The following is a 19,034-nucleotide window of genomic DNA, read 5'->3' as shown; positions in this document are numbered from 1 at the left end:
AACAGCCGGCTGTGTGACGGTGCGGGACGGCCGAACCGCTCAGTTGAGAAGAGCACCGCATTTGCAGGTGCCGTTTTCATGGAGCTCGTGATGAAGAAGGATGGGGGCGGATTTTGCCGTCTGGGGTTTCGCCTTCCTGGACGGGCGTTGCCTGGTGTTCTTCTTTTCATCGTCGGATTTCCTGAGGAGCTTTGCCTGGGATAAAAAATCGGCCGCTATTTTCCCCAGACTTCCGACCGTCATGGCGTCATCGCTTCCGAAAACGGCGTCGTTTCGCGCGATGCGCACTCCCAGACTTTCGAGCGTGCGCACGGGAACGGTCATGTAGTGGTGCCTCGGAATGTCGGAATACGTCGTCTCCGGAAACGCCCTGAGCGACACGTTCAGGTTGCTCCCCGCGATCCGGTAGAAAAACAGGGCGACGTCGCCGCGCCTGAGAGGCTTCCCCTCTTCTGCCGAAAGTCCCGAACGGAGGCCCTGAAGATACCTGATCTTGTCGGCGTCCTTGGACGAGTCGGCCGGAGAACCGTCCGTGCCGTCTTCCGAAAGACCGTCCAGCACTTTCCGGCCGACCTGCATCAGGTCCTTCAGGGAAGCCTCCCGCGTAGCCTCGCCCGCATCGTTCCGCCAGTCACGAAGCCCGGTCAGGCAGTCGACGCCCGAAACCTGGTCCGCGACGCCCGGCTGGGATACGCCCGCCATGCCTTCGGCAGGTGCGATGGCTCGATGGTTCGGGCTGGTCATGCCCAGAGAACCGAAGGCGAAGAAGGCGAGCAGTCCGCCGAACGCGAATCCGGTTCCGATCTGCCTGGCATTGTAGCCGAACGGCCTGGAGAAGTGCCTGCAGATCCGGTTCCAGATGCGCGAAACCCTGGACATTGACTCCCCGCACCGGCCGCAGAACTTCGCGGCGCGAATGTTGGGCTTCCCGCACGAGGAGCAGGGAACGAGCCAGATGTATCCGCAGGACGGGCACTGGATGTCCTGACTTGAAAATGATGCGTCACAGCGCGGACACAGATACTGCATGCGATTCCTCCTTCGGCGGGCAGACGATCATCTCACGTATCGGCAGGGAGGAGAGAATTCCTGAGGAACGCAAAAGAAAACTCGCCGGAATCCTATGGGCTTCCGGCGAGTCGTCGTGCTTGTTCAGGACCGGGGCGTTTTCCTGGGCGGCGGCGGGTCCGATATATCCCCCGAGTCGTCATACCCGGGGGGGGTCCGGGGCGCGGGCGGGCGCACGGGGCGGTCGGGCCTGTCGGACGGGGCGCGCCGGGGGCCCGCGGACGGGCCGGCGGAGATGCCGTAGGGCCTTCGGGCTACGGGCCGGGGCTTGCGCTGCATCGCCGTGATGAACAGGATCGCCGATTTATAGATGACCTCGATCTTGTCCTTGAAGGAAAGAGTGATCGAGAACTGGTCGTAGCTCTTCAGCTTTCCCCGAAGCGTCGTGCCGGTGTTCAGCACGACTTCGCACGGCTGATGCTTCTTGCGGCACATCGAGAGGAACAGGTTCTGGATCTGGGATTTATACTGGGTCATTCTCGCCTCCTTGAAGCCGTTTCCGGCCTCTCTGGGTTTTACGTGCTTCGGGCCGGGGTCACTTCATCATCGCCAGGGCTTTTGTCTTCGTCTGGAGCGTTTCCAGGAGTTTGTCGATCTTTTGCGCTTCGAGGGCCGAGTCTTCGGCGAGCTTCTTCATCTCGGAGGCAACGACGGAAAACGCCCGCCCGGCGTCGCCGACGCGCGCGGCCTCGATCGATGCGTTCAGCGACAGGAGATTGCTCTTGCGGGCGATCTTGGTGATGACGCGGATGACCTCCTGCATCTGGTTGGCCGACGCCTCGAGCTCGCGCAGGTGCATGTTCGTGTTGCGGAGCCGGTCGGTCATCAGTTTGAGAATCTGGAACGAGATTTCGGGCGTGCTGCCGAGAAGGTCCTTGAAGTCGTTCTTCGTGATGATCAGAAACGTGGTGTCCTGGACCGTCACGACCGAGGCGGATCTCGGTTGATCATCGATGACGGCCATCTCCCCGATGACGGAATCCTTGCCGAGGGTGAGGAGAACCGACTCGACGCCGCTGCTGTTGCGCTTGGTGATGTTCGCCTTGCCGCTCTTGATCATGTAGAGGGCGTCCCCGGGGTCGCCTTCCTTGAATACGGTCGTCTTGGCGGGAATGGTCTGCTCCACGGTGATCGCCGACAGGTCCAGCAGCGCCTTGTCGGACAGGCTGCGGAAGAGGGAGACCTGGCGGAGAAACTGGACCTTGTCGATTTCGGACATCGCGTCGAGGAGGGACCTTTCATATATCAATCAATATAAAACGTTCCGGAGCTCCCGGTCGAGCCCCGGCAAACCCTAATCCTAGCATCGAGTTCCCACCCTGTCAACGCGATGATTCACGGCGCTTGCATCGGAGCCGCATTTGCGGTAATTTTTCAAATCCGGAGAAGAAACCATGAAAAATCGGAATCCAGCGAAGCGGAAAGGCCCCGGCTCTCAGGCGGCTCGCGAGAAGGCGTTTCTCGATCGCGCCTTCGAACGGACGCTCGAATTGCGCCGCATGGGCGACATCGACTACGCCTACCGGCTTCTCGAACGGATCGGGCACAGGTTCCCGATCGCGTACCAGGTGCATTACGGCATGGGCTGCTGCGCCCTCGACATGGGCGCATACGGAAACGCCATCCAGGGTTTCGCGGCGGCGGTCCTGATCGCCCCCGACCAGACCGACGCTCGCCTGGGATACGCCGAGACGCTCGCCGCCGTCGGCGCTGAAGAACGGGCAATCGCGATCGTCAAGGAGATTCTCGCGACTCAGCCGAAACTCCTGCCGGCCCGCCTCGTGTACGGCAAGATCTTCGAGATTCGGGGCGAATGGAACCGAGCGCTCGGCCAGTATCGCGAAGTCGACGACCAGGAAACGGACCCGAAGTATCCCGACCTGCTCAACCGCATCGGCTACTGCTACCTCAACATGGAAGACCCGGCGAGAGCGCTCGAAATGTTCAACGAAGCAGTCCGGATCCACCCGGAACATCCCGATTATCTTTTCAACCGCGGTCACTGCTTCGGGGCGATGGGCGAGTTCGCCGAAGCGCTCTCGGATTTCGAGCACGTCGTCAGGCTCGACCCCGGCGACGCCGAGGCCCTCGCGCTGGCCGCGCTCTACCTGTTCTACGAGGGCGACCGCCAGCAGGCGCTCGCGCGCGTCGAAAAAGCTCTCGAGATGTGGCCCGACAATCCGGAAATCATGGACATTCGCGAGGAGATTCTCGCCGACGAGCCGCCGCCGGCGGCGCCGGAACACGACGAAGAAGAGGAGTGACGCGGGTCAGCCTTCCCGTTCCTCCGCGTAGTTCAGCCAGTCCGGAATCGTGGCCCCGAGATAAAACTCCGCTCCCAGGTCCCTGACGATGGCGGGATCGTGCTCCGAGCACAGCCTGCGGCGCATCGCCGCGGCGTGCGGATAGTTTCGCAGATACGCGAACAGGTGCACGCGGAACAGGGGGACGCCGCGCGATCCGTGTTCCATAATAGCTTCTATAAAATGCCTGCGGAAGATCGTGTGGCGCTCCGCCGGATCGTTCGAGACGGGCTCGCCCAGAAGTTCCGAGAAAATCCAGGGCTTGCCGATCGCGGGCCGGCCGATCATGAACCCGGCGCAGCCCGAGATCTCGCGAACCCGTTCGAGCGCCGCGCGGTCCGTCAGATCGCCGTTCGCGATGAAAGGAATCTTGCCGCAGCAGTCGGCGAGCCCTTCGAGATGGCGCCAGTCGGCGATGCCGGTGTACATGGCCTCCTTCGTGCGGGCGTGGACGGCGACGGCGGCCGCGCCCTCGGCGACGGCCATCTTCACGAAGTCTTTCACGTTGATCTGCGACTGGCACCAGCCGATCCGGCACTTCACGGTCACGGGCAGCCGGACCGCCGCCCGAACGCTCCGGATGATCGATGCGGCGAGCGGCGGGTTCCTCATCAGGGCCGCCCCAGCGCCGGTCTTCACGACCTTCGCGACGGGACATCCCATATTTATATCTATCATATCGCAGACGCCCATCGCCTCGACCCGCCGCGCGGCTTCGGCCATCGTCGCGGGGTCGCTTCCGAAAATCTGGACGGCGTAGGGGCGGGGCTGGCCGGTGAACGAAATGAGATCGTGCGTCGGCCCGTTCTCGTTCAACAAGCCGCGCGCGCTGACGAGTTCCGAGACGGTGAGGCCGGCTCCCAACTGCGCGCAGATGCGACGGAAAGGACCGTCCGCCACACCGGCCATCGGGGCCAGCACGAGATTGTTGAGAATCCGCACGCCGCCGATCTCGAGCGGCGAAATCAGGGGGTCGGGACTGTTCACCTTATTTTTCGCTCATCGAGTCGTTGTAGATGGACGAGCAGTTGCGCCCCTTTTCCTTGCACGCATACAGGGCGACGTCGGCTTTCTTGATCAGCACCGGCTTGGTGCTGGCGTGATCGGGGAAGCTGGCGATGCCGAGCGAAATCGTGACTTTGAGGGCCTTTCCCTGGCCGGGATAATCGTAGGACTCGACCGTCTTGCGCAGACGCTCGGCGACCAGCTGGGCACCCTTGGCGTCGGTCTCGGGAAGGATGATCGCAAACTCCTCGCCGCCGTATCGGGCGGGAATGTCGACCGTGTCGCGGACGGCCTGCTTGATCAGTTTGGCCGTTTCGATCAGGACGATGTCGCCCTGTTGGTGTCCGTAGGTGTCGTTGAACTTCTTGAAATGGTCGATGTCGAACAGGATGAGCGAAACCGTCGTGTGATATCGCTTGGCCCGCATGATCTCCTCGTCGAGCCGGGCCTGGAAATACCGGTGGATGAACAGCTTCGTGAGGCCGTCGGTGATCGCCAGCTCATACAGCCTGGCGTGCTCGACGGCCATGGCTGCCTGGTGGGCAAGGGCCTCCATCAGTCGCTGGTCGTCGGGGCTGAACCCCTCCTCGGACATCTTGTTCACGATGTTCACGACGCCCGTGACGCGGTCCTTCACCTTCAGCGGAACCGAAAGCAGGTTCCGGATGCGGTGCTCGAACGCCGCCGTGGAGTCGTAACTCTTGAAGATCGGGTCGTTGCACCCCTCGTTCACGAGAATCGACTGGCCCGTTTTCAGGACGGTGCCGGCCACGCCGTCTCCACTTTTGATGCGCGTTTCCGAGGGCAACGAGGCCTCTTCCGCCTCGTCGAGGCCAAGGACGATGCGGGTCGAAAGTTCGTCGGTCTGGTCGACCAGCAGCATGAGCGAGGCCCGTTCCGCCTTGAGAGCCGAGGTCGCCATTTCCAGGAGCTGGCGGATCAGCTTGTCGGTGTCGTTCTGGAAATTCATCGTCTGGCTCGCCTTGAACAGCGTCTCGATCTCGAAAATCTTGCGGTCGAGCGCCTTGCCGTTCGCTTCGAGACTGGTGACCATCTCGTTGAACCGCTGGGACAGCATGCCGATCTCGTCCGAGGCGTCGATCTGCAGACGGTGGCTCAGATCGCCCGCGGTGACGATCCGCGTGCTTTCCACGAGCCGGTCGAGGTTGGCGGTGATGAAGCGGGCCATGATGGCGGAAAGGAGGATGCCGGCCAGGAGGGCGGCGAAGGCGATCAGCAGAATGCGTTGCCGGCTGACCGCTTTCGAGGCAGACAGGCGGTCGAACGTGAATTTCAGGGAGACGGTGCCGAAGCGGGAAGAGCCGACGAGGATCGGTGCCGCGTATTCCACCTGCTTCTGCGACGAATCGACGAATCGCGTCGAGGTCTCGATGGCGCCGTACCGCTTCTGCTGGTCGTCGGGAAGAGTCTGCCCGAGTAGGCTGGAACTGTCGCCTCGCACCCGGTGTGCGAGATATTTGCCGTCCTGATCGAAGATCGCGATTTCCCTGACGTCCTCGCCGTTCAGGATGATCCGTTCGGTGTAGGGAATCAGCTCGTCGTAAGCCTGCCGGATCATCGGATCCTGGCAGGCGAGCGCAAGGGTCGAACTCAGAAGAAGGCCGCTCTGGTCCATGCTCTGGGTGAGGAGGGCCTCTTCGTGTTGCGAGGTGTTCAGCGAGGTGAGCCCGATGATCATTCCGACGAGCAACGTGATCCCGAGGATGAACTTCGCCCTCAGCGGATAACGTATTGCCGTCGACTGGCTCACGAGGCCGATTTCCGTTTCCTGTGCGTCATTTCTGGCCCTGAAGCACGTTCAGGACACGCTGGACATACTCGTAATCGCTTTCCTGGGCGCCCGTGAAGCCCTGCACGTCGGTGCAGTCCTCGAGAACTTTCTTGTAGGCCGGGTTTTCGATGTCGAGCTTCAGGAAGGCCTTCTTGATCTTCTCGATGATGTCTTCGGGAAGGTCGGATCGGCAGACGATGGGCTCGTTCGAGATATCCTGCGTCGTCGCGAGGATCGTCAGCTCGTTCATCTTTTCCTTTTCGCGGAGAGTGTTGCGCGCGTCGTCGTAGCAGGCGCCCGCATCGTATTTGCCGAGAAGCACGGCCAAAACGACCGCATCGTGCTTGCCGAGGAAGCCCGCTTCCGCGAAGTCCTTGTCGGGATTGACGCCCGCTTCGAGCAGCAGGGCCTTTGGGAACAGATATCCCGACGCCGAATCCTGCTCGACCCAGGCGACCTTTTTGCCTTTCAGGTCGGTGAGGTTCTTGATGCCGCTGTCCTGCCGGACGATGATGATGCCGCGATACGAGGTCGTTTTGAACCGCCTGGGCTTGACCAGGAGCCGCATCGCCGCCTTCTGCTTCGGATCGGCGAGGGCTTCGACGTACGACGTCGTGCCCATCCAGGCGATATCGATCTCCCCGCGGGTTAGCTTGCTGATGATGCCCTTGTAATCGGAGGCGAGCACGAGGCGTGTTTCCTTCACCCCGAGCTCGTTGCGAAGGTATGACAACAGTCCTTCGTGCTTCTTCACCATCTCGGTGGCGTTGGTGAACGGAATCCGTCCGATCTTGAGGACCGTGTCTTTGTAGGCGCCTCCGGATTGTGCGGGGGATACGGTGGCGGCCGGCGCGGTCGTCGTCTGGGAGCCCGACTGGGCGCTGCCGCCGCCGCAGCCGCTTGTGAACAGTGCGAAAAACAACACGCACGCGCCGAGAACTGTCGCCGCTAAACGAAGTTTCCTCATCTCAGGCCTCTGTATTCAGGTGTTGTCGTTCATGTATAGCATAGAACGCGACTGTTTGAAAACGAGGAGGGGAAACGTGCGTCATTTCCCCGCGGAAGCGACCGGAAGATCGAGCCGCATGTTGATTCCGTCGTTTCTGATGCGGGTGACCATGATCAGGTCGCCCAGTTCGCTCGCGACGTTCAGGTTCGAGAGCGGCGGGATCCCGCGGCCGGCGAGAAGTGGCGACTGGAGCAATTTCTGGAGCTGTTCGTTGAGGAGGCAGAACCGAATTTTCCAGAAGCGATGGGCATCGGCCGGAACGCCCGCAAAGCCGGCTTCCTTTCCGGCGGAGACGTTTTCGATCCGATCGGCGAGCCCCAACAGCGAGTCTCGGCTGGTTGAAATCAGCAGATACTCGCCGAGCATGCCGACGTGGACCCCGATGGTCGGGAGGAGAAAATACGAGATCTTCGCCGTTGGCCGTTTCTCGAGATTCGGCGTCACCATTACGCCGACGCTCATGGCCAGCTGTTTCAATTGAGGAATCAGGGAAACCAGCTTGAGTGGGTCTTTCACCCGGATGGCGGCCCGGAAGTCGGGCAGCCCACCGTCCCCCGCCGGGATCAGGTCGAGGTTGACGAAAGACTCGATACCCGGGTTCGACAGGATGTCCCGCTCGAACTCGAGGCCGGCAGAGGCAAGATAACTCTCGACGATGCGCGTTTGCGGAAACGCCCTGAGCGCTTGCATCGTTTCCGCGGGCGACACGGTCGGGCTGACCTGGACGAAGGAAACGAGGGAATCCGGAAAGATGAATTTCGAACAGGTGAGCGGCGCGGGAGGATTTCCCCCGGGCAGCATCGCCTCGGCGAAGGTCTCCCCGCCGCGCAGCTGAATTTCGAGGGCGAAACCGGCCGGAGTAAGGCTCATCACGACGCCGATGGCATCGGCCATGCGAAGGAACGGGATGAATTTCGTCTGAAGCTTCATCATCTGGCCGGGGCGCAGCTTCGCCTGCGCTTCAGGGTTCTCGAGGAGCGCCTCAAGCTGTGCAACAAGCGAATGCGGTTCGGCGACGGCGATCAGATGCAGACCGTCGTTGGGGAAGGGGACGGCTTTCATCAGGTTGCCGAGCAGTTCCGTCTGTCTGCCCCTGAGTTGCTCGACGGCCGCCTTCTGCGCGTCCGTCCAGGCATCCGCCTTGATCGGCTTCGGTTTTTCCGGTTTGCCGGTTGTCTCGGCGGGAACGAAATCGGCCGCGTCATACGGCTTGTCGAGATACTTGTCGAGTTGGGGTGAGAGCATCCGGCCGAGTCGCCGGAAAAACTCGAGCGGCTCCTTGTCGGGCGATTTCAGGAAGGTGCCGAACCTGGTGACGGTTACCAGAAGCCGCGCATCGCCGGCTTTTTCCGCCGTGCCCGACGTGCCGGTCACGGCGGAAACGGGTTCCTGAGCGGCGCAGGCGATTCCGCAGAAGACCAGGACGGTCAGCGCGGCCGCGAGGGTGGCGCGCACGAGGCCGAAGCGTCGGTATGCCGGAACGAACGATTTCATCGGATTCAATCCTCCTGAGGAGTCTCTGACGTCCCCACTATACCACACCACCGCCGATTCGAGAAATGCATGACCACGTTCTTTCAGGCCGGGCGCGTCAGCGTTCACGGCCGTTGAACCACGGATATCCAGCTGTTTGTGGAAAGACGAGGAAAAATCCGGTAGAATACACATAAGCCATGAAGAAGTATCAGGCGGAATCGCGCGTACATCACGCCAGGGGCAGCCGATGCGAGCCTCGTCGTGCCGTCTCCGATCGCGTCCCCGTTCCCCGGAGTCGCGCCGGCGTCGTGTTTTTCGTCGTGCTCGCGGTCTTCCTCGTGATGGCCGTCATGGCATTCTCGCTGAGCACGTTCAAAGGCGGTGCCATCGAGCAGCTCTCGAAATCGATCGATCAGAACCGCCTGGCCATGCTCGCCCAGGCAGCCAACAACGAGATCGTCGCCATTCTCCGGAGTCAGGTCAACGCCCACACTCAGGGTGGATCTGAAAACGGTTTCTATGCCGTGTTCCGCAAGGCCATCAAGCTCGAAGTCAACGGAACCCCGCCGACGCTGCCGTGGTCCGAGAACATTTTCCCCGACAATTACACGCCCGTCATGACGCAGGACATGGTTGCTCGCGCGGGGTACAACATCGCGCTCAAAAGCCAGGCGAGGCTGGTGCTCGAGAAACGAACGGCCGTTTCCGGAACAGCGGGGTTCAGCGGATATCTCGAGATCGTTTCCCGCGCGTCGCATCTCGCGGGCGACCAGACGAAAATCGAGGTGAAGGAACGCCGCGACGTCAAGGTCGTCGACATGCGCCACTTTTTCGACCGGTACGCGCTTTTCGTGAAGAACTACTGCCCTGACTGGAACAACCCTCGGCGGCGCCTCGTCGTGAAGGGCATTCCGCCCGATTTTTCGGCGGGCGTCTACTCCACCGTCTTTGTGGGGAACCAGTATTACCCCAAATCCAGGGAGTTCGGCTCCCCGACGGCGTCGCCCCTGCTGTGGTTCGACGTCAACTTTGACGAGCAGAAAAACCTCATCGGCCCCCTGCTCGGAATGGCCGCCGCCGCTGCGCGCACGGCATTCCCGGGCATCGAATCCGAGCCGTTCAAGGTGTTTTTCGGGGTGAACAACGACAAATACCTTGATGTGGCGAGGTTTGACGTTCCTGCGTTCTACAATGTCAGACAGATAAAAGACCAGTTCCGGGACATGATCAATCGCGCGGCGAATGCGTTTCTGAATGTGAACACCTACGTCTCGGGCCCGGATCTGAAACGGAAGTGCGCCCAGGCGCTCAGCGCCTCGGGAGGAAACAACAACTCGGCCGCGTGGGTGCTCTGCAACGATTACAACACCAAAGTCGCAGATGCCGGAACCGATTTTTCCCAGAGCCAGGCGTTCAACATGATCGTTCAGACCTGCATCGACAACTGGGTCTATCGCTGGGGATACACCGACGCCGCCGCCCTGTGGGATCTGACCGGTTCGACCCGACTGCCGGTCCCCTCCACCCTGATGGGAGACGTTCGGCTCGTCGGTCTTGCGACGCAGTCCGAGCCGACGAACCGCGTCGGTCCCTGGATGTACCAGAATCTTCAGCCGGAGGGGGACACGTCCAACCCGCCCTGGAACCGCGAGCGGGCCTTCGTGGGGAAGATGGCGAAGCTGTGCGGCCCCTCGGACAACGTTCCTCTCCTCGTCGAGGGAAACGCGTTTCTACGCTTTTTCAAGGTTGCCTACTTCGACGAGGTGAACGCGACGTTCACCCTGCTGAACACGGAAGTGCCTTGCGTCCTTGCGCCGGTCCCGCTGGACTACTACCGGAAAGACCCGGTGCTCGGCCAGGATGACACGTTCCTCAATCAGCCCTCGTCCGTCCTCGCGAACGACCGGCTGTTTGCCAAGTGCCTGCCCTCGTCGCCCGCGAAAGGATATCTCGTGGATCGGTCGCTGATGAGCCGGGCGATCGACACGATACCCCTCAACACGTTGTTCGCGACCGAGACCGTGAAAATCACCAAAACCGACGGCAGCGACGGGACGTACGATCCGAAGGCCGACGGGGTGATTCCGGATCCCCAGCAGGTCGTCAAACCGGGAAAGACGGTGAAGCCCGGACACAAGATGTTCCGCATCGTCGACGAGCAGATGTGCAGTCGCAACTACTACGATCCGCCCTCCTTCCTGCGTGAGCGGGTCGTTCGCGAGAACGGAAAGAATACATTGTATATCGACGGATATATGTATATCACCGAAGGCGACCTCGACCTGTCGAGGGTCGATCAGTTCGCCGGACGAGGCCTGATCTTCCTCGGGAAAGGAAACTGCCGGATCGGCAACTTCCTGAAGAAAGACGGCAGCGGCTCCGACCAGACCCTCCGGATTCTCCTGCTGGACGGAGACTTCATCGTCGATTCGTCCGACAGCGACGTGGAGATCGAGGCGTCGCTCATCGCGACGACCTACGTCGCCCCGGGCTCCGCCCGTGACCCCTCGAGTCTTACCGCGCAGGGCAGTTTCAACCCGAACAACAAACGGGTCAGAATTCTCGGCAACCTGATCGTCGATTACCTGTTCACCGAGTCCGGCAACACCGGACTCCCCCTCGACGGCACCCTGACGATCGAGCATGACCCGATGATCTACAATCCCAAGCCTCCCGCAAACGACCCGTTTCGGGCGAGCATCGGCGCGGTCCGGACGATGTTCAGCATGAACGCCGAGGGGAGGGAGACCTTCTGATGGACCGGAACAGATGGCTCGTCGTTCTCGCGGTTGTCTGCATGATGATCGTCACCCTCACCGTCCTCAGGAAAATCTCAGCCCCCACGGGGGAAGGGCAGGAGCAGGTCGTCGCGGTCGGCGGAACGTCCGACCCGGCTCTGCCGGACGAACCGGCCGTCTCCGCGCGGGCATCGAACCGCCCCAGGCAGATGGCGGCCCCGGTCGACCTGTCGCCTCCGCCGAGGTTTTTCCTCGCCGTGGCGACGCCCGAAGAGGACGGAAAAGAGATGCAGGACCTGGCTGAACGGGGAAAAGCCCTCAAACCGGATGCGTTCACCGCTTCCGGAACGGCCAGAACGGGCGGATCGGAGGGCAGAAAATGAGGGCTAGGAGGGGTTTCGGCTTCGTCGAGATCATCGTCGCGACCCTGATCGCCGCGGTGTGCTCGATTCCGATCATCATGATGGTTTCCTCCTCCCGATCCGAGACGTCGAAGGCCATCAACTATCTTCGCGCGATGGAACTGGCCAACGAGGCGCTCGAGTGGGCGATGATCGCGACCGATACGGCGAATCTCGACACGAATCTGAGCGGCTGCGGCGGCTCCCTCATCGTGGACATCGGGGGAGGCTCGACCGGCCCGGCGGACGTCGATACGGCCGATTCGCAGAACTCGAAATGGAATGCCGACGGCATCATCTCCAGGGATATCGGATATTCTGATCAATATAACACGGCGTATTTCATTCGGAACATCAGCGTGACCCCGGTCACATCCGGCATCGGTGCCGGGTATCTGAGCGAGGTCAGGGTCGAGGTCCGCTGGAACGAAGGCAAGGCGCCGACCAACCTGATGGACCCCTCCGGGGAGCGCATGCGCAAGATCACTCTCACGACGCTGGTGACACATGACAATCGCATCGATTACTGACATGAAACGCCTTCTCAAGCCCCGGTCGGCGTTCACCTTGATCGAGATGATCGCAAGCATCGCGGTCGCCCTGCTTGTATTCCTGATGATATATAAACTTCTCTCGAGCGTGCGGAACCATTACCTGTACGGGACGGTGAACCTCCAGAACCTCCAGGATGCGCGTCTCGCCATCAACCATCTCCGCCGCGACTTTTCCTCGGCGTGCCCGCGGTTCAAGGACGGCGGGGCTCCGGCGGGCGCCTACATCTACGTGAATCGGTTAAGGAAATACATTTTCAAGGATCCTCCCGGCTGGGCCCCCCAATATGGGGATCCCATACAGGTCACCCCGAACGGACTCTCGTTCTTCCGCTTCGAATTCGATGCCGGTTCGAAGCCGCGCGTGGAGCATGTGCTGTACACGTTCGATGCCGCAACGAAAACCCTGAAGCGGAAATACAAGGGATCCGAGCGGAGTTTCAAGGGATTCGAGGCCGTCGAATTTCGCCTGTACACGCACATGGTGAACCCGGCCGTGCCGTTGCTGTGGGTTCGCCTCCTGATCCACGAGGGAAAAGAGATGTACGGTTCCACGAACATCGGAAAGCCTCTCGAACTCACGACGACCATCTCGAGCAACTTCATCTCGAGCAGTCTGAACAATTTGACTTGGAATTACGAAACCTATCATAATTAATGCGGTTATTTTTCATGAACCTGGAACGGGTCGTTCGCGTCTGGTTTGTGAAATCCCCTCGAAATACGAAAAATCATTCAGGAGGAAACGCAATGAAACGAGCGCGCTTTTTTGTGACCTGGGTCCTTGTGGCACTGATGGTTATCGAGCCTTTCGCCATGAACGTGGCCGTCCTGGCGGCCGATGCGAACGCCGCCGCGACGACGGAACAGGCTCAGCCTGCTTCCTCTCAGGAATCGGCCACGCCGACCGAAGAGCAGCAGAGCAATGCTGCCGCTGCGGCGAGCACCGAAGCCCAGGCCGGCAGTGACCAGACGCAGGATGCCAGCAAGACGCTGAATGAAACCAAGACCATCAAAACCAATAGTTTTATGGGAAGCGGCACCAAAAGAAAGATCAGGGAAGCGAACCAACAGCTGAACGAATCCAAGACCCAGGTCAATGATGTGAAGGGCACTGCCAAAGAGGCCGCCGGAAGCGTGAAGGAAATCGGCGCCGCCGCCTCGGGCAGCGGAAACACCTTCGAAAAGCTGACCAAGATCAAGGCCGCCGCCCAGAAGGCCCTGATCAAGATCGGCCAGCTGCTCCAGAAGATCGGTCAGTTGCTGAAAACCGTCGGTACTGCACTCGTTTCGATCGGTACCGCGCTCCAGTCGAATCCCTGGACGGCTTCGATCGGTTCCGCGCTCGTCTCGGTCGGCAAAGTCCTGATCAAGGTCGGCACCGCTCTTGATTACGTCGGCAAGGCCATCGAGAAGGTCGGCCAGACCGCCGCCGACGTCGACAAGAACTTCTCCGACATCATCAAGGACATCACCGGCGCCGCCAAGACCGGATGGGAAGAAGGCGGCAAGGTCGCCGACAAGACCGCCGCCGATTCCGCGGCTGCCGTCGAAGCGGGCAACAAGGCCGACACCACCAAGGATGCCGCGCAGGGCACGACCGAAACCACGACCGCAACCGAAGGCGAAGCCTCGCGCGTCGAACAGCCCTCCGAAGACTAATTCAATACCAGGTGCTTTACAACAACACCCCGGGGACCTCCCCGGGGTGTTGTTTTCGGGGGACGTGATACCGAATTCGGAATGTACGTATTCTGACGTCGAAGCGCAGAGAACCCCAACCCTCTTATCAAGCCGCCGGGGATTTTTCGAGGAAGTTTGGTATTACGTCCCCCATAAATGCGCTCAGGCGGATTGTGCCTGCAGCGCACGGTGATGGGTGCGTTCCATCTGCTCCCGGAGAACGTTGCGGGCTTTGAACAGCCTGGATTTTGCCGTTCCCTCGGGGATGTTCAGCATCTCGGCGACCTGCTGAAGCGGGATATCCAAGAGATAGCGCATGATGAGGACTTCCCTGATCTCTTCGGGAAGCCGCTGGAGCGCCGCGTGGACCTCTTCGCCGGCTTCCTTTGCGAGCAGCTCGGATTCGGGAGTGGGGGCGACGTCCTTGATCGCCGCGGCGAGCAGCGCCGGATCGAGTGGGGACGGCATCCGGCGCCTGTGATGCGAGATCGCGAGATTCCGCGCGATCGTGATCATCCAGGAGGTGAACGACTGGGCCGGGTTGTGGCTCTTCAGCTTGCGGTGAATGTTCAGAAACGTTTCCTGGGTGATGTCCTCGGCGTCGGCCGCGTTCCCCATGAAATGATACAGGAAACGGAAGACGCCTTGGTGGTGCCGGCTGACGAGCGCTTCGAAGGCGTGCGCGTCGCCCCGAAGGGCTTCTCTGACGAGTTCGCCGTCGGAAGGACCGGAATGGTTCGGGGCGTAGGTCATTCGTCAGGCGGCTGTATTCTTCGGAAATCCGGATCAACCGGGGCCGTAGCCGGATCTTTGGATACAGGGAATTTTGGATGGACGAAGCCGTCGGAACCGACCGTCAGGTTCTCCGACGGTTTCAGTTCCCGCGACTCGTGCGTGGCCGAAGAGGTGACCCGAACCGCGCCCGTGCGGAGACTGACCGTCGTCGAGCCGTTCAGGACGGTCACGGTGAACGTTGTCCCGATGTCCGTGACGTCGGCATGAGGCGTTTTGATCAGGAACGGGACGGCGTTGGGGACATGAACGATATCAGCATCGATACTTCCGGACTCGAGGTCGACCTGGCCGGACGCCAGGACGGCGTTCGCCCCGTTCAGGGAAAGCCGGAACCGGTCGCCGAGTTCGACCCGTGCGGTCGCGCCGTCTTCGCAGGCGAGCCGCGTGCCGAAGGCGACGCCTTTCGTCTTCGCGTCGGGAGACGCTCCCGAGATGCGTCCCTCGGCCGATACCATGCGCCAGGCGTGGTGACGTCGGAGGTCCTGGAGTTCCGAGCCGCGGTCGATGACCGCATGGCTGAGGGCGACGATGACGACGCCGGCCGCGACGTAGAAGACGGAGGACGCGAACGCCGTCTTCGGGGTCACCAGTGCGACCAGACGCTCGAGCCAGCCGGGGGAATCGGATGCCGCCGGCTTCTCCTGCGCGACCCGCCGCATGATGCGTGCCGTGAGATCCGGGGCGTGAACGGCCCGCCGGTTGATCTCGAGGCCGATCGACATCCGTTCCTGTGCTTCCAGGAGTCTGGCGCACGACGCGCAGGTTGCGGCGTGCTGTTTCAATTCCGCCGGAACGCCGAGCGTGTCGGCCGCTTCCAGGATGCTTCTGAATTGCTTGCAGTCCATGTCAGGCCCTCCGCCTATGAGACGCGGGAGGGGGGATTGGGGTTCATCATGGATGATATGGTATCAGAAAAATGAATTGTCCACCGGACAAGATACGATTCGAGAGGGCAGAAAAGGCGTTATGTAATATGCCGTGTTATCGATGCCGATATTCGGGTATAATGGGCCCGACCGACCAGAGGGAAGAGGACGTGGCCGTCGGGCGGGGAAGACCGCCGGGGTGACGATCGTGAGGAGCTTCTGATGCTACGGCAGATCATCTGCCAATACTGCGGACTCGATTTCGAGGTGCTCGATTCGCCTGACGCGGGCAAGATTTTCTGTCCGAACTGCGCCAACGAGATCGATTCGAGGCAGGCGCAGGCCATCGAGACCCTCGGCAAATACCGACTGGTGAAGCTTCTGGGCCAGGGCGGCATGGGCCAGGTCTACTCGGCCGTCGATCCGGCGAACAACGTCTATGCGCTGAAGGTCATGACTCACGAGAGCCTCGAGTCGCCCGACCTGATCGAACGGTTCGAGCGCGAAATGGCCCTGATGGCCGGCCTGAACCACCCGAACATCGTACGCGTCATCGACCAGGGCTCCGCCGCTTCCTTCAAGTATTTCGTCATGGAGCTGGTCGAAGGCGGAACGCTCCGCCAGGTGATCCGCGACGGCGGCCTGACCGAGGGGCGCATCATCGACATCGCTCTCGGCATCCTTCGCGCTCTCAACCATGCGCACGCCCATGGTATTATACATAGAGATATAAAACCAGAGAACATCATGTTCGACCGCCAGGCGAACGTGAAAGTCACGGATTTCGGTCTCGCGCGCAAGTTCGGAACGACGAGCGATCAGCAGTCGCTGACGAAGACCAACGCGTTCATGGGCACCGAGAACTACATGTCGCCCGAACAGCGCATCAACCCCAAGGCCGTAACGCACAAGACCGACATCTACGCCGTCGGGGTCGTCCTGTACGAAATGCTCACCGGCGGCCTGCTGCCCCTGGGCATCTTCCAGCCGCCGTCCTGTTACAAGCCCATCCATCAATACTGGGACACCCTGACCTTCCGCATGCTCGACCTGAATCCCGACATGCGCCCGGACAACTGCGCCGTCATCATCGAGGAGTTGGAACGCTTCCAGACCCACAGAGGCGAACCGGCCTCCGGCGACGGTCGGAAGCCGGAACGACCGGCCGCCGTCCCCGACGCCGCTCCCGTTCTCGCACCGCCGTCGCTCACCAACTTCGTTCAGGCCGAAAACGAGCGGGCGAAAGAGCGCCTCAAAAAATTCATCAATGACGCGGGCGAGCAGTTCCAGGCCGGAAACTACGCGGCCGCGCTTCCCCTTTTCGAAGCGTCTCTGGCCGTCGTCGTCAATCCGGAAGACAGGGACAACGTCCTCGAATGGATGCGTCTCTGCCGCGAGAAAATCCAGGAGGCGAAAGACCGTCAGAAGCCGACCTACATGTGCCCGAACTGCCTCAAGGCGTTTCTCTGGAGCGAGCCCGGCGCCATGCCCGAGTCTCTGGCGTGCCCCCTGTGCCATTGCCTGCTGAGGTTCGATCCGCTTCGAAAAGTGTTGCGAAAACAGACGACGATCGTAAACAAAACGCCCCCTTCTACCGACAACCCGGAACAGACCTCCGACAAGAAAGGGAAGCCTGGAAATCTCGGGTACCAGATTGCTTTTCTCGTCCTGGTGGGGGTTTCGCTTGTCGACTGGTTCTACCCGGACGTTTTCGAGGAAGGGATCGGATGGCTGTACAGGAACACGGTGAGTTCGATCGTCGGTATCAGCGCTGGAAAGATCGTTCTCGTGCTGCGCTTCGCGATGCATCTCGCGGTGCTGATCACCGTGGTCAGGCTGGCCTACATCCTCTCGGGATTCTGACCCCCGATATTGCTCCGAGAGCCGGGCGCGCGGCGCGACTGGTGCTGCTGCTGACGGCCTTTGCGTTCCTCGTGTCGGCGTTCTCGGTGATCCTGGCAGGTGACCCGGGAATCACGGGCGAGGTCAACAACGATCGCGAGAGGTATCTCCAGCGGCTTAAATTCATGCGGATGAAGCGGCCGGACAATCCCGAATACAGCTTCCAGATCGGAAATCTGTATTCCAGTCTCCAGATGGAGGACGAGGCGATCAAGGAGTATCGCCGGACCCTCCGGGTTGATCCGCACCACCCGGGCGCGAAATGGTTTCTGAGCCATGTGCTTTCGAGCAAGGGCTATCACGAGGAGGCGTTTCGCCTCGTCCGTGAGTTGATGGATCAGCGGCCTGAAGACCCCGAACTGTACTACTGGGCTGGCGAGATTCTCCTCCAGCTCAAACAGCCGGACCTCGCAAAAGAATACTTTGCACGCGTCGACGAATTGAATTTTCCCGAACGCAAGCCGCCCGTCTCAATCAAGCCCGTCATCCGCTGACACCCTCCCGGAAAAATCTCAGCGTTTCTGCGTCTCGGTGATAAGCGGGAAAACGCTTATCGGAGAGACGCGGAAACGCTGAGAGGTAATTCCCTGAAATGACGGTGGTCGTTGGGGCGGTTACTTTTTCATTTTTTCCTTGAGGGCCTTGAGATCGTCGTCGATTGACCGGTCGCTTTCGAGCTGCTCGAACTTCTGCTCGATCGTCGCCTTGTCGAGTTCGGCGAGGGCGCCGGCCATGGCTTCGGTCTTGGCGACCTTGTCGGCCATGCGGTCGAAGGCGTCGAACAGGTCGGCCTGCTCGTTGATGCTGCTGACCGTGTCGCTGAGGTCGATCCTGGTTTCGGCGCGTTTCTGACGGCTCAGCAGAACCTGACGCTTGTTCTTCGCTTCCTCGATCTTGAGTTCGAGGGCCTTGTAGCTGGTCTTGAGCAGTTCGACGGCCTTGCGCTGCTCGTCGAGCTCGGTTTCGAGCGACGTGGTGATGTCGGCATACGATTTCTTGCGCTTCAGCGCCTCGCGTGCAAGGTCTTCACTGTTCTTCTCGAGAGCCAGCATGGCTTTGCTCTCATACTCGCCGGCCAGCTTCCGGTTTTCTTCGACCTTGTGCTCAAGCAGCTTCTCGTCCTTCATCGAGCGGGCGATCTGGAGCTTGATCTCGCGCATGTTCTCGTTCATGTCGGCGATGATCTGGTCGAGCATTTTTTCGGGGTCTTCCGCTTTCTCGATCAGTGCGTTGATGTTCGACCTGATGATCAGTGAAATCCGCTTGAAAATACCCATATCCCATCCTCCTTGGTAAGTTGATATCACGATTTCATTCCAGCAATTCGAGTGCCAGGTGTCTCATACGTCGATTGGAAGGGCATTCCTGCCGTTTGAACAGAACCACGGGCCGTTAGGGTGCGTCGTCTGTGTCACAGAGCGTGTGTGGGCGGAATCTGAGAAAAT

Annotated in this window: 18 protein-coding genes; 8 read left to right on the top strand and 10 right to left on the bottom strand. The window is 60.7% G+C overall.

What is annotated here, in order from left to right:
• Positions 1 to 39: 39 nt before the first annotated feature.
• The 3 genes from PLU72_05150 to PLU72_05140 form a co-directional block, all read right to left on the bottom strand.
• Positions 40 to 1,029 carry a zinc ribbon domain-containing protein gene (locus PLU72_05150; protein ID HOT27553.1) on the bottom strand — a complete coding sequence of 330 codons (990 nt, stop codon included), beginning with the start codon at positions 1,027 to 1,029 and terminating at the stop codon, positions 40 to 42.
• A gap of 123 nt (positions 1,030 to 1,152) precedes the next feature.
• Positions 1,153 to 1,545, bottom strand: a complete 393-nt coding sequence (locus tag PLU72_05145; GenBank protein HOT27552.1) for an RNA chaperone Hfq — start codon at positions 1,543 to 1,545, stop codon at positions 1,153 to 1,155.
• Positions 1,546 to 1,603: 58 nt separating this feature from the next.
• Positions 1,604 to 2,317, bottom strand: a complete 714-nt coding sequence (locus tag PLU72_05140; GenBank protein ID HOT27551.1) for a methyl-accepting chemotaxis protein — start codon at positions 2,315 to 2,317, stop codon at positions 1,604 to 1,606.
• Positions 2,318 to 2,462: 145 nt separating this feature from the next.
• Here PLU72_05140 and PLU72_05135 point away from each other — a divergent pair, with 145 nt between their 5' ends.
• Positions 2,463 to 3,332, top strand: coding sequence for a tetratricopeptide repeat protein (locus tag PLU72_05135; protein HOT27550.1), 870 nt, complete (start codon positions 2,463 to 2,465; stop codon positions 3,330 to 3,332).
• A 6-nt stretch (positions 3,333 to 3,338) separates the two neighbouring features.
• On the opposite strand, the gene PLU72_05130 is transcribed toward PLU72_05135, so the two are convergent.
• From PLU72_05130 to PLU72_05115, 4 genes are all read right to left on the bottom strand, one after another.
• On the bottom strand, positions 3,339 to 4,358 hold the full coding sequence (locus PLU72_05130) for a tRNA-dihydrouridine synthase (GenBank protein HOT27549.1): 1,020 nt from the start codon (positions 4,356 to 4,358) through the stop codon (positions 3,339 to 3,341).
• A gap of 1 nt (position 4,359) precedes the next feature.
• The gene (locus tag PLU72_05125) at positions 4,360 to 6,147 is read right to left on the bottom strand and encodes a diguanylate cyclase (protein HOT27548.1); all 1,788 of its coding nucleotides are present in this window, start codon (positions 6,145 to 6,147) and stop codon (positions 4,360 to 4,362) included.
• Positions 6,148 to 6,172: 25 nt separating this feature from the next.
• The gene (locus tag PLU72_05120; GenBank protein HOT27547.1) at positions 6,173 to 7,135 is read right to left on the bottom strand and encodes a phosphate/phosphite/phosphonate ABC transporter substrate-binding protein; all 963 of its coding nucleotides are present in this window, start codon (positions 7,133 to 7,135) and stop codon (positions 6,173 to 6,175) included.
• 81 nt (positions 7,136 to 7,216) lie between these two features.
• Positions 7,217 to 8,671, bottom strand: a complete 1,455-nt coding sequence (locus PLU72_05115) for a hypothetical protein (protein ID HOT27546.1) — start codon at positions 8,669 to 8,671, stop codon at positions 7,217 to 7,219.
• Positions 8,672 to 8,850: 179 nt separating this feature from the next.
• On the opposite strand from PLU72_05115, the gene PLU72_05110 reads away from it, so the two are divergent.
• The 5 genes from PLU72_05110 (at position 8,851) to PLU72_05090 (ending at position 14,005) form a co-directional block, all read left to right on the top strand.
• A complete protein-coding gene (locus tag PLU72_05110; protein HOT27545.1) occupies positions 8,851 to 11,409 on the top strand; it encodes a hypothetical protein in 2,559 nt (852 codons plus the stop codon).
• Positions 11,409 to 11,774, top strand: a complete 366-nt coding sequence (locus tag PLU72_05105; GenBank protein ID HOT27544.1) for a hypothetical protein — start codon at positions 11,409 to 11,411, stop codon at positions 11,772 to 11,774. Before PLU72_05110 ends, PLU72_05105 begins: the two co-directional genes overlap by 1 nt.
• Positions 11,771 to 12,322: a hypothetical protein gene (locus PLU72_05100; GenBank protein HOT27543.1), complete on the top strand. Its 552-nt coding sequence runs from the start codon at positions 11,771 to 11,773 to the stop codon at positions 12,320 to 12,322. The genes PLU72_05105 and PLU72_05100 overlap by 4 nt, the downstream gene beginning before the upstream one ends.
• 1 nt (position 12,323) lies before the next feature.
• Positions 12,324 to 13,001 (top strand): prepilin-type N-terminal cleavage/methylation domain-containing protein, encoded by a 678-nt coding sequence (locus PLU72_05095; GenBank protein HOT27542.1) that lies wholly within the window; start codon positions 12,324 to 12,326, stop codon positions 12,999 to 13,001.
• 92 nt (positions 13,002 to 13,093) lie between these two features.
• The gene (locus PLU72_05090; GenBank protein HOT27541.1) at positions 13,094 to 14,005 is read left to right on the top strand and encodes a hypothetical protein; all 912 of its coding nucleotides are present in this window, start codon (positions 13,094 to 13,096) and stop codon (positions 14,003 to 14,005) included.
• A gap of 183 nt (positions 14,006 to 14,188) precedes the next feature.
• Here PLU72_05090 and PLU72_05085 read toward each other — a convergent pair whose 3' ends face one another.
• A complete protein-coding gene (locus PLU72_05085) occupies positions 14,189 to 14,779 on the bottom strand; it encodes a sigma-70 family RNA polymerase sigma factor (protein ID HOT27540.1) in 591 nt (196 codons plus the stop codon).
• On the bottom strand, positions 14,776 to 15,666 hold the full coding sequence (locus tag PLU72_05080; protein HOT27539.1) for a FecR domain-containing protein: 891 nt from the start codon (positions 15,664 to 15,666) through the stop codon (positions 14,776 to 14,778). The genes PLU72_05085 and PLU72_05080 overlap by 4 nt, the downstream gene beginning before the upstream one ends.
• A 243-nt stretch (positions 15,667 to 15,909) precedes the next feature.
• On the opposite strand from PLU72_05080, the gene PLU72_05075 reads away from it, so the two are divergent.
• Positions 15,910 to 17,550: a serine/threonine-protein kinase gene (locus PLU72_05075; GenBank protein HOT27538.1), complete on the top strand. Its 1,641-nt coding sequence runs from the start codon at positions 15,910 to 15,912 to the stop codon at positions 17,548 to 17,550.
• Between the two features lie 41 nt (positions 17,551 to 17,591).
• Complete coding sequence (locus PLU72_05070) at positions 17,592 to 18,083, top strand: tetratricopeptide repeat protein (GenBank protein HOT27537.1); 492 nt, start codon at positions 17,592 to 17,594, stop codon at positions 18,081 to 18,083.
• A 120-nt stretch (positions 18,084 to 18,203) separates the two neighbouring features.
• On the opposite strand, the gene PLU72_05065 is transcribed toward PLU72_05070, so the two are convergent.
• On the bottom strand, positions 18,204 to 18,866 hold the full coding sequence (locus PLU72_05065; GenBank protein HOT27536.1) for a PspA/IM30 family protein: 663 nt from the start codon (positions 18,864 to 18,866) through the stop codon (positions 18,204 to 18,206).
• Positions 18,867 to 19,034 lie beyond the last annotated feature (168 nt).

It is taken from the genome of Candidatus Ozemobacteraceae bacterium (assembly GCA_035373905.1).
Classification (GTDB): domain Bacteria; phylum Muiribacteriota; class Ozemobacteria; order Ozemobacterales; family Ozemobacteraceae; genus MWAR01.
The sequence above is the reverse complement of the archived record's forward strand: the minus strand, read 5'-3'. Positions and strand labels throughout refer to the sequence as shown.

Coding starts and splice junctions, on each gene's coding strand:
- PLU72_05145 (HOT27552.1), bottom strand. CDS start 1,545: ATGACCCAGTATAAATCCCAGATCCAGAACCTGTTCCTCTCGATGTGC.
- PLU72_05135 (HOT27550.1), top strand. CDS start 2,463: ATGAAAAATCGGAATCCAGCGAAGCGGAAAGGCCCCGGCTCTCAGGCG.
- PLU72_05120 (HOT27547.1), bottom strand. CDS start 7,135: ATGAGGAAACTTCGTTTAGCGGCGACAGTTCTCGGCGCGTGCGTGTTG.
- PLU72_05085 (HOT27540.1), bottom strand. CDS start 14,779: ATGACCTACGCCCCGAACCATTCCGGTCCTTCCGACGGCGAACTCGTC.
- PLU72_05065 (HOT27536.1), bottom strand. CDS start 18,866: ATGGGTATTTTCAAGCGGATTTCACTGATCATCAGGTCGAACATCAAC.
- PLU72_05075 (HOT27538.1), top strand. CDS start 15,910: ATGCTACGGCAGATCATCTGCCAATACTGCGGACTCGATTTCGAGGTG.
- PLU72_05090 (HOT27541.1), top strand. CDS start 13,094: ATGAAACGAGCGCGCTTTTTTGTGACCTGGGTCCTTGTGGCACTGATG.
- PLU72_05100 (HOT27543.1), top strand. CDS start 11,771: ATGAGGGCTAGGAGGGGTTTCGGCTTCGTCGAGATCATCGTCGCGACC.
- PLU72_05105 (HOT27544.1), top strand. CDS start 11,409: ATGGACCGGAACAGATGGCTCGTCGTTCTCGCGGTTGTCTGCATGATG.
- PLU72_05150 (HOT27553.1), bottom strand. CDS start 1,029: ATGCAGTATCTGTGTCCGCGCTGTGACGCATCATTTTCAAGTCAGGAC.
- PLU72_05115 (HOT27546.1), bottom strand. CDS start 8,671: ATGAAATCGTTCGTTCCGGCATACCGACGCTTCGGCCTCGTGCGCGCC.
- PLU72_05080 (HOT27539.1), bottom strand. CDS start 15,666: ATGGACTGCAAGCAATTCAGAAGCATCCTGGAAGCGGCCGACACGCTC.
- PLU72_05095 (HOT27542.1), top strand. CDS start 12,324: ATGAAACGCCTTCTCAAGCCCCGGTCGGCGTTCACCTTGATCGAGATG.
- PLU72_05110 (HOT27545.1), top strand. CDS start 8,851: ATGAAGAAGTATCAGGCGGAATCGCGCGTACATCACGCCAGGGGCAGC.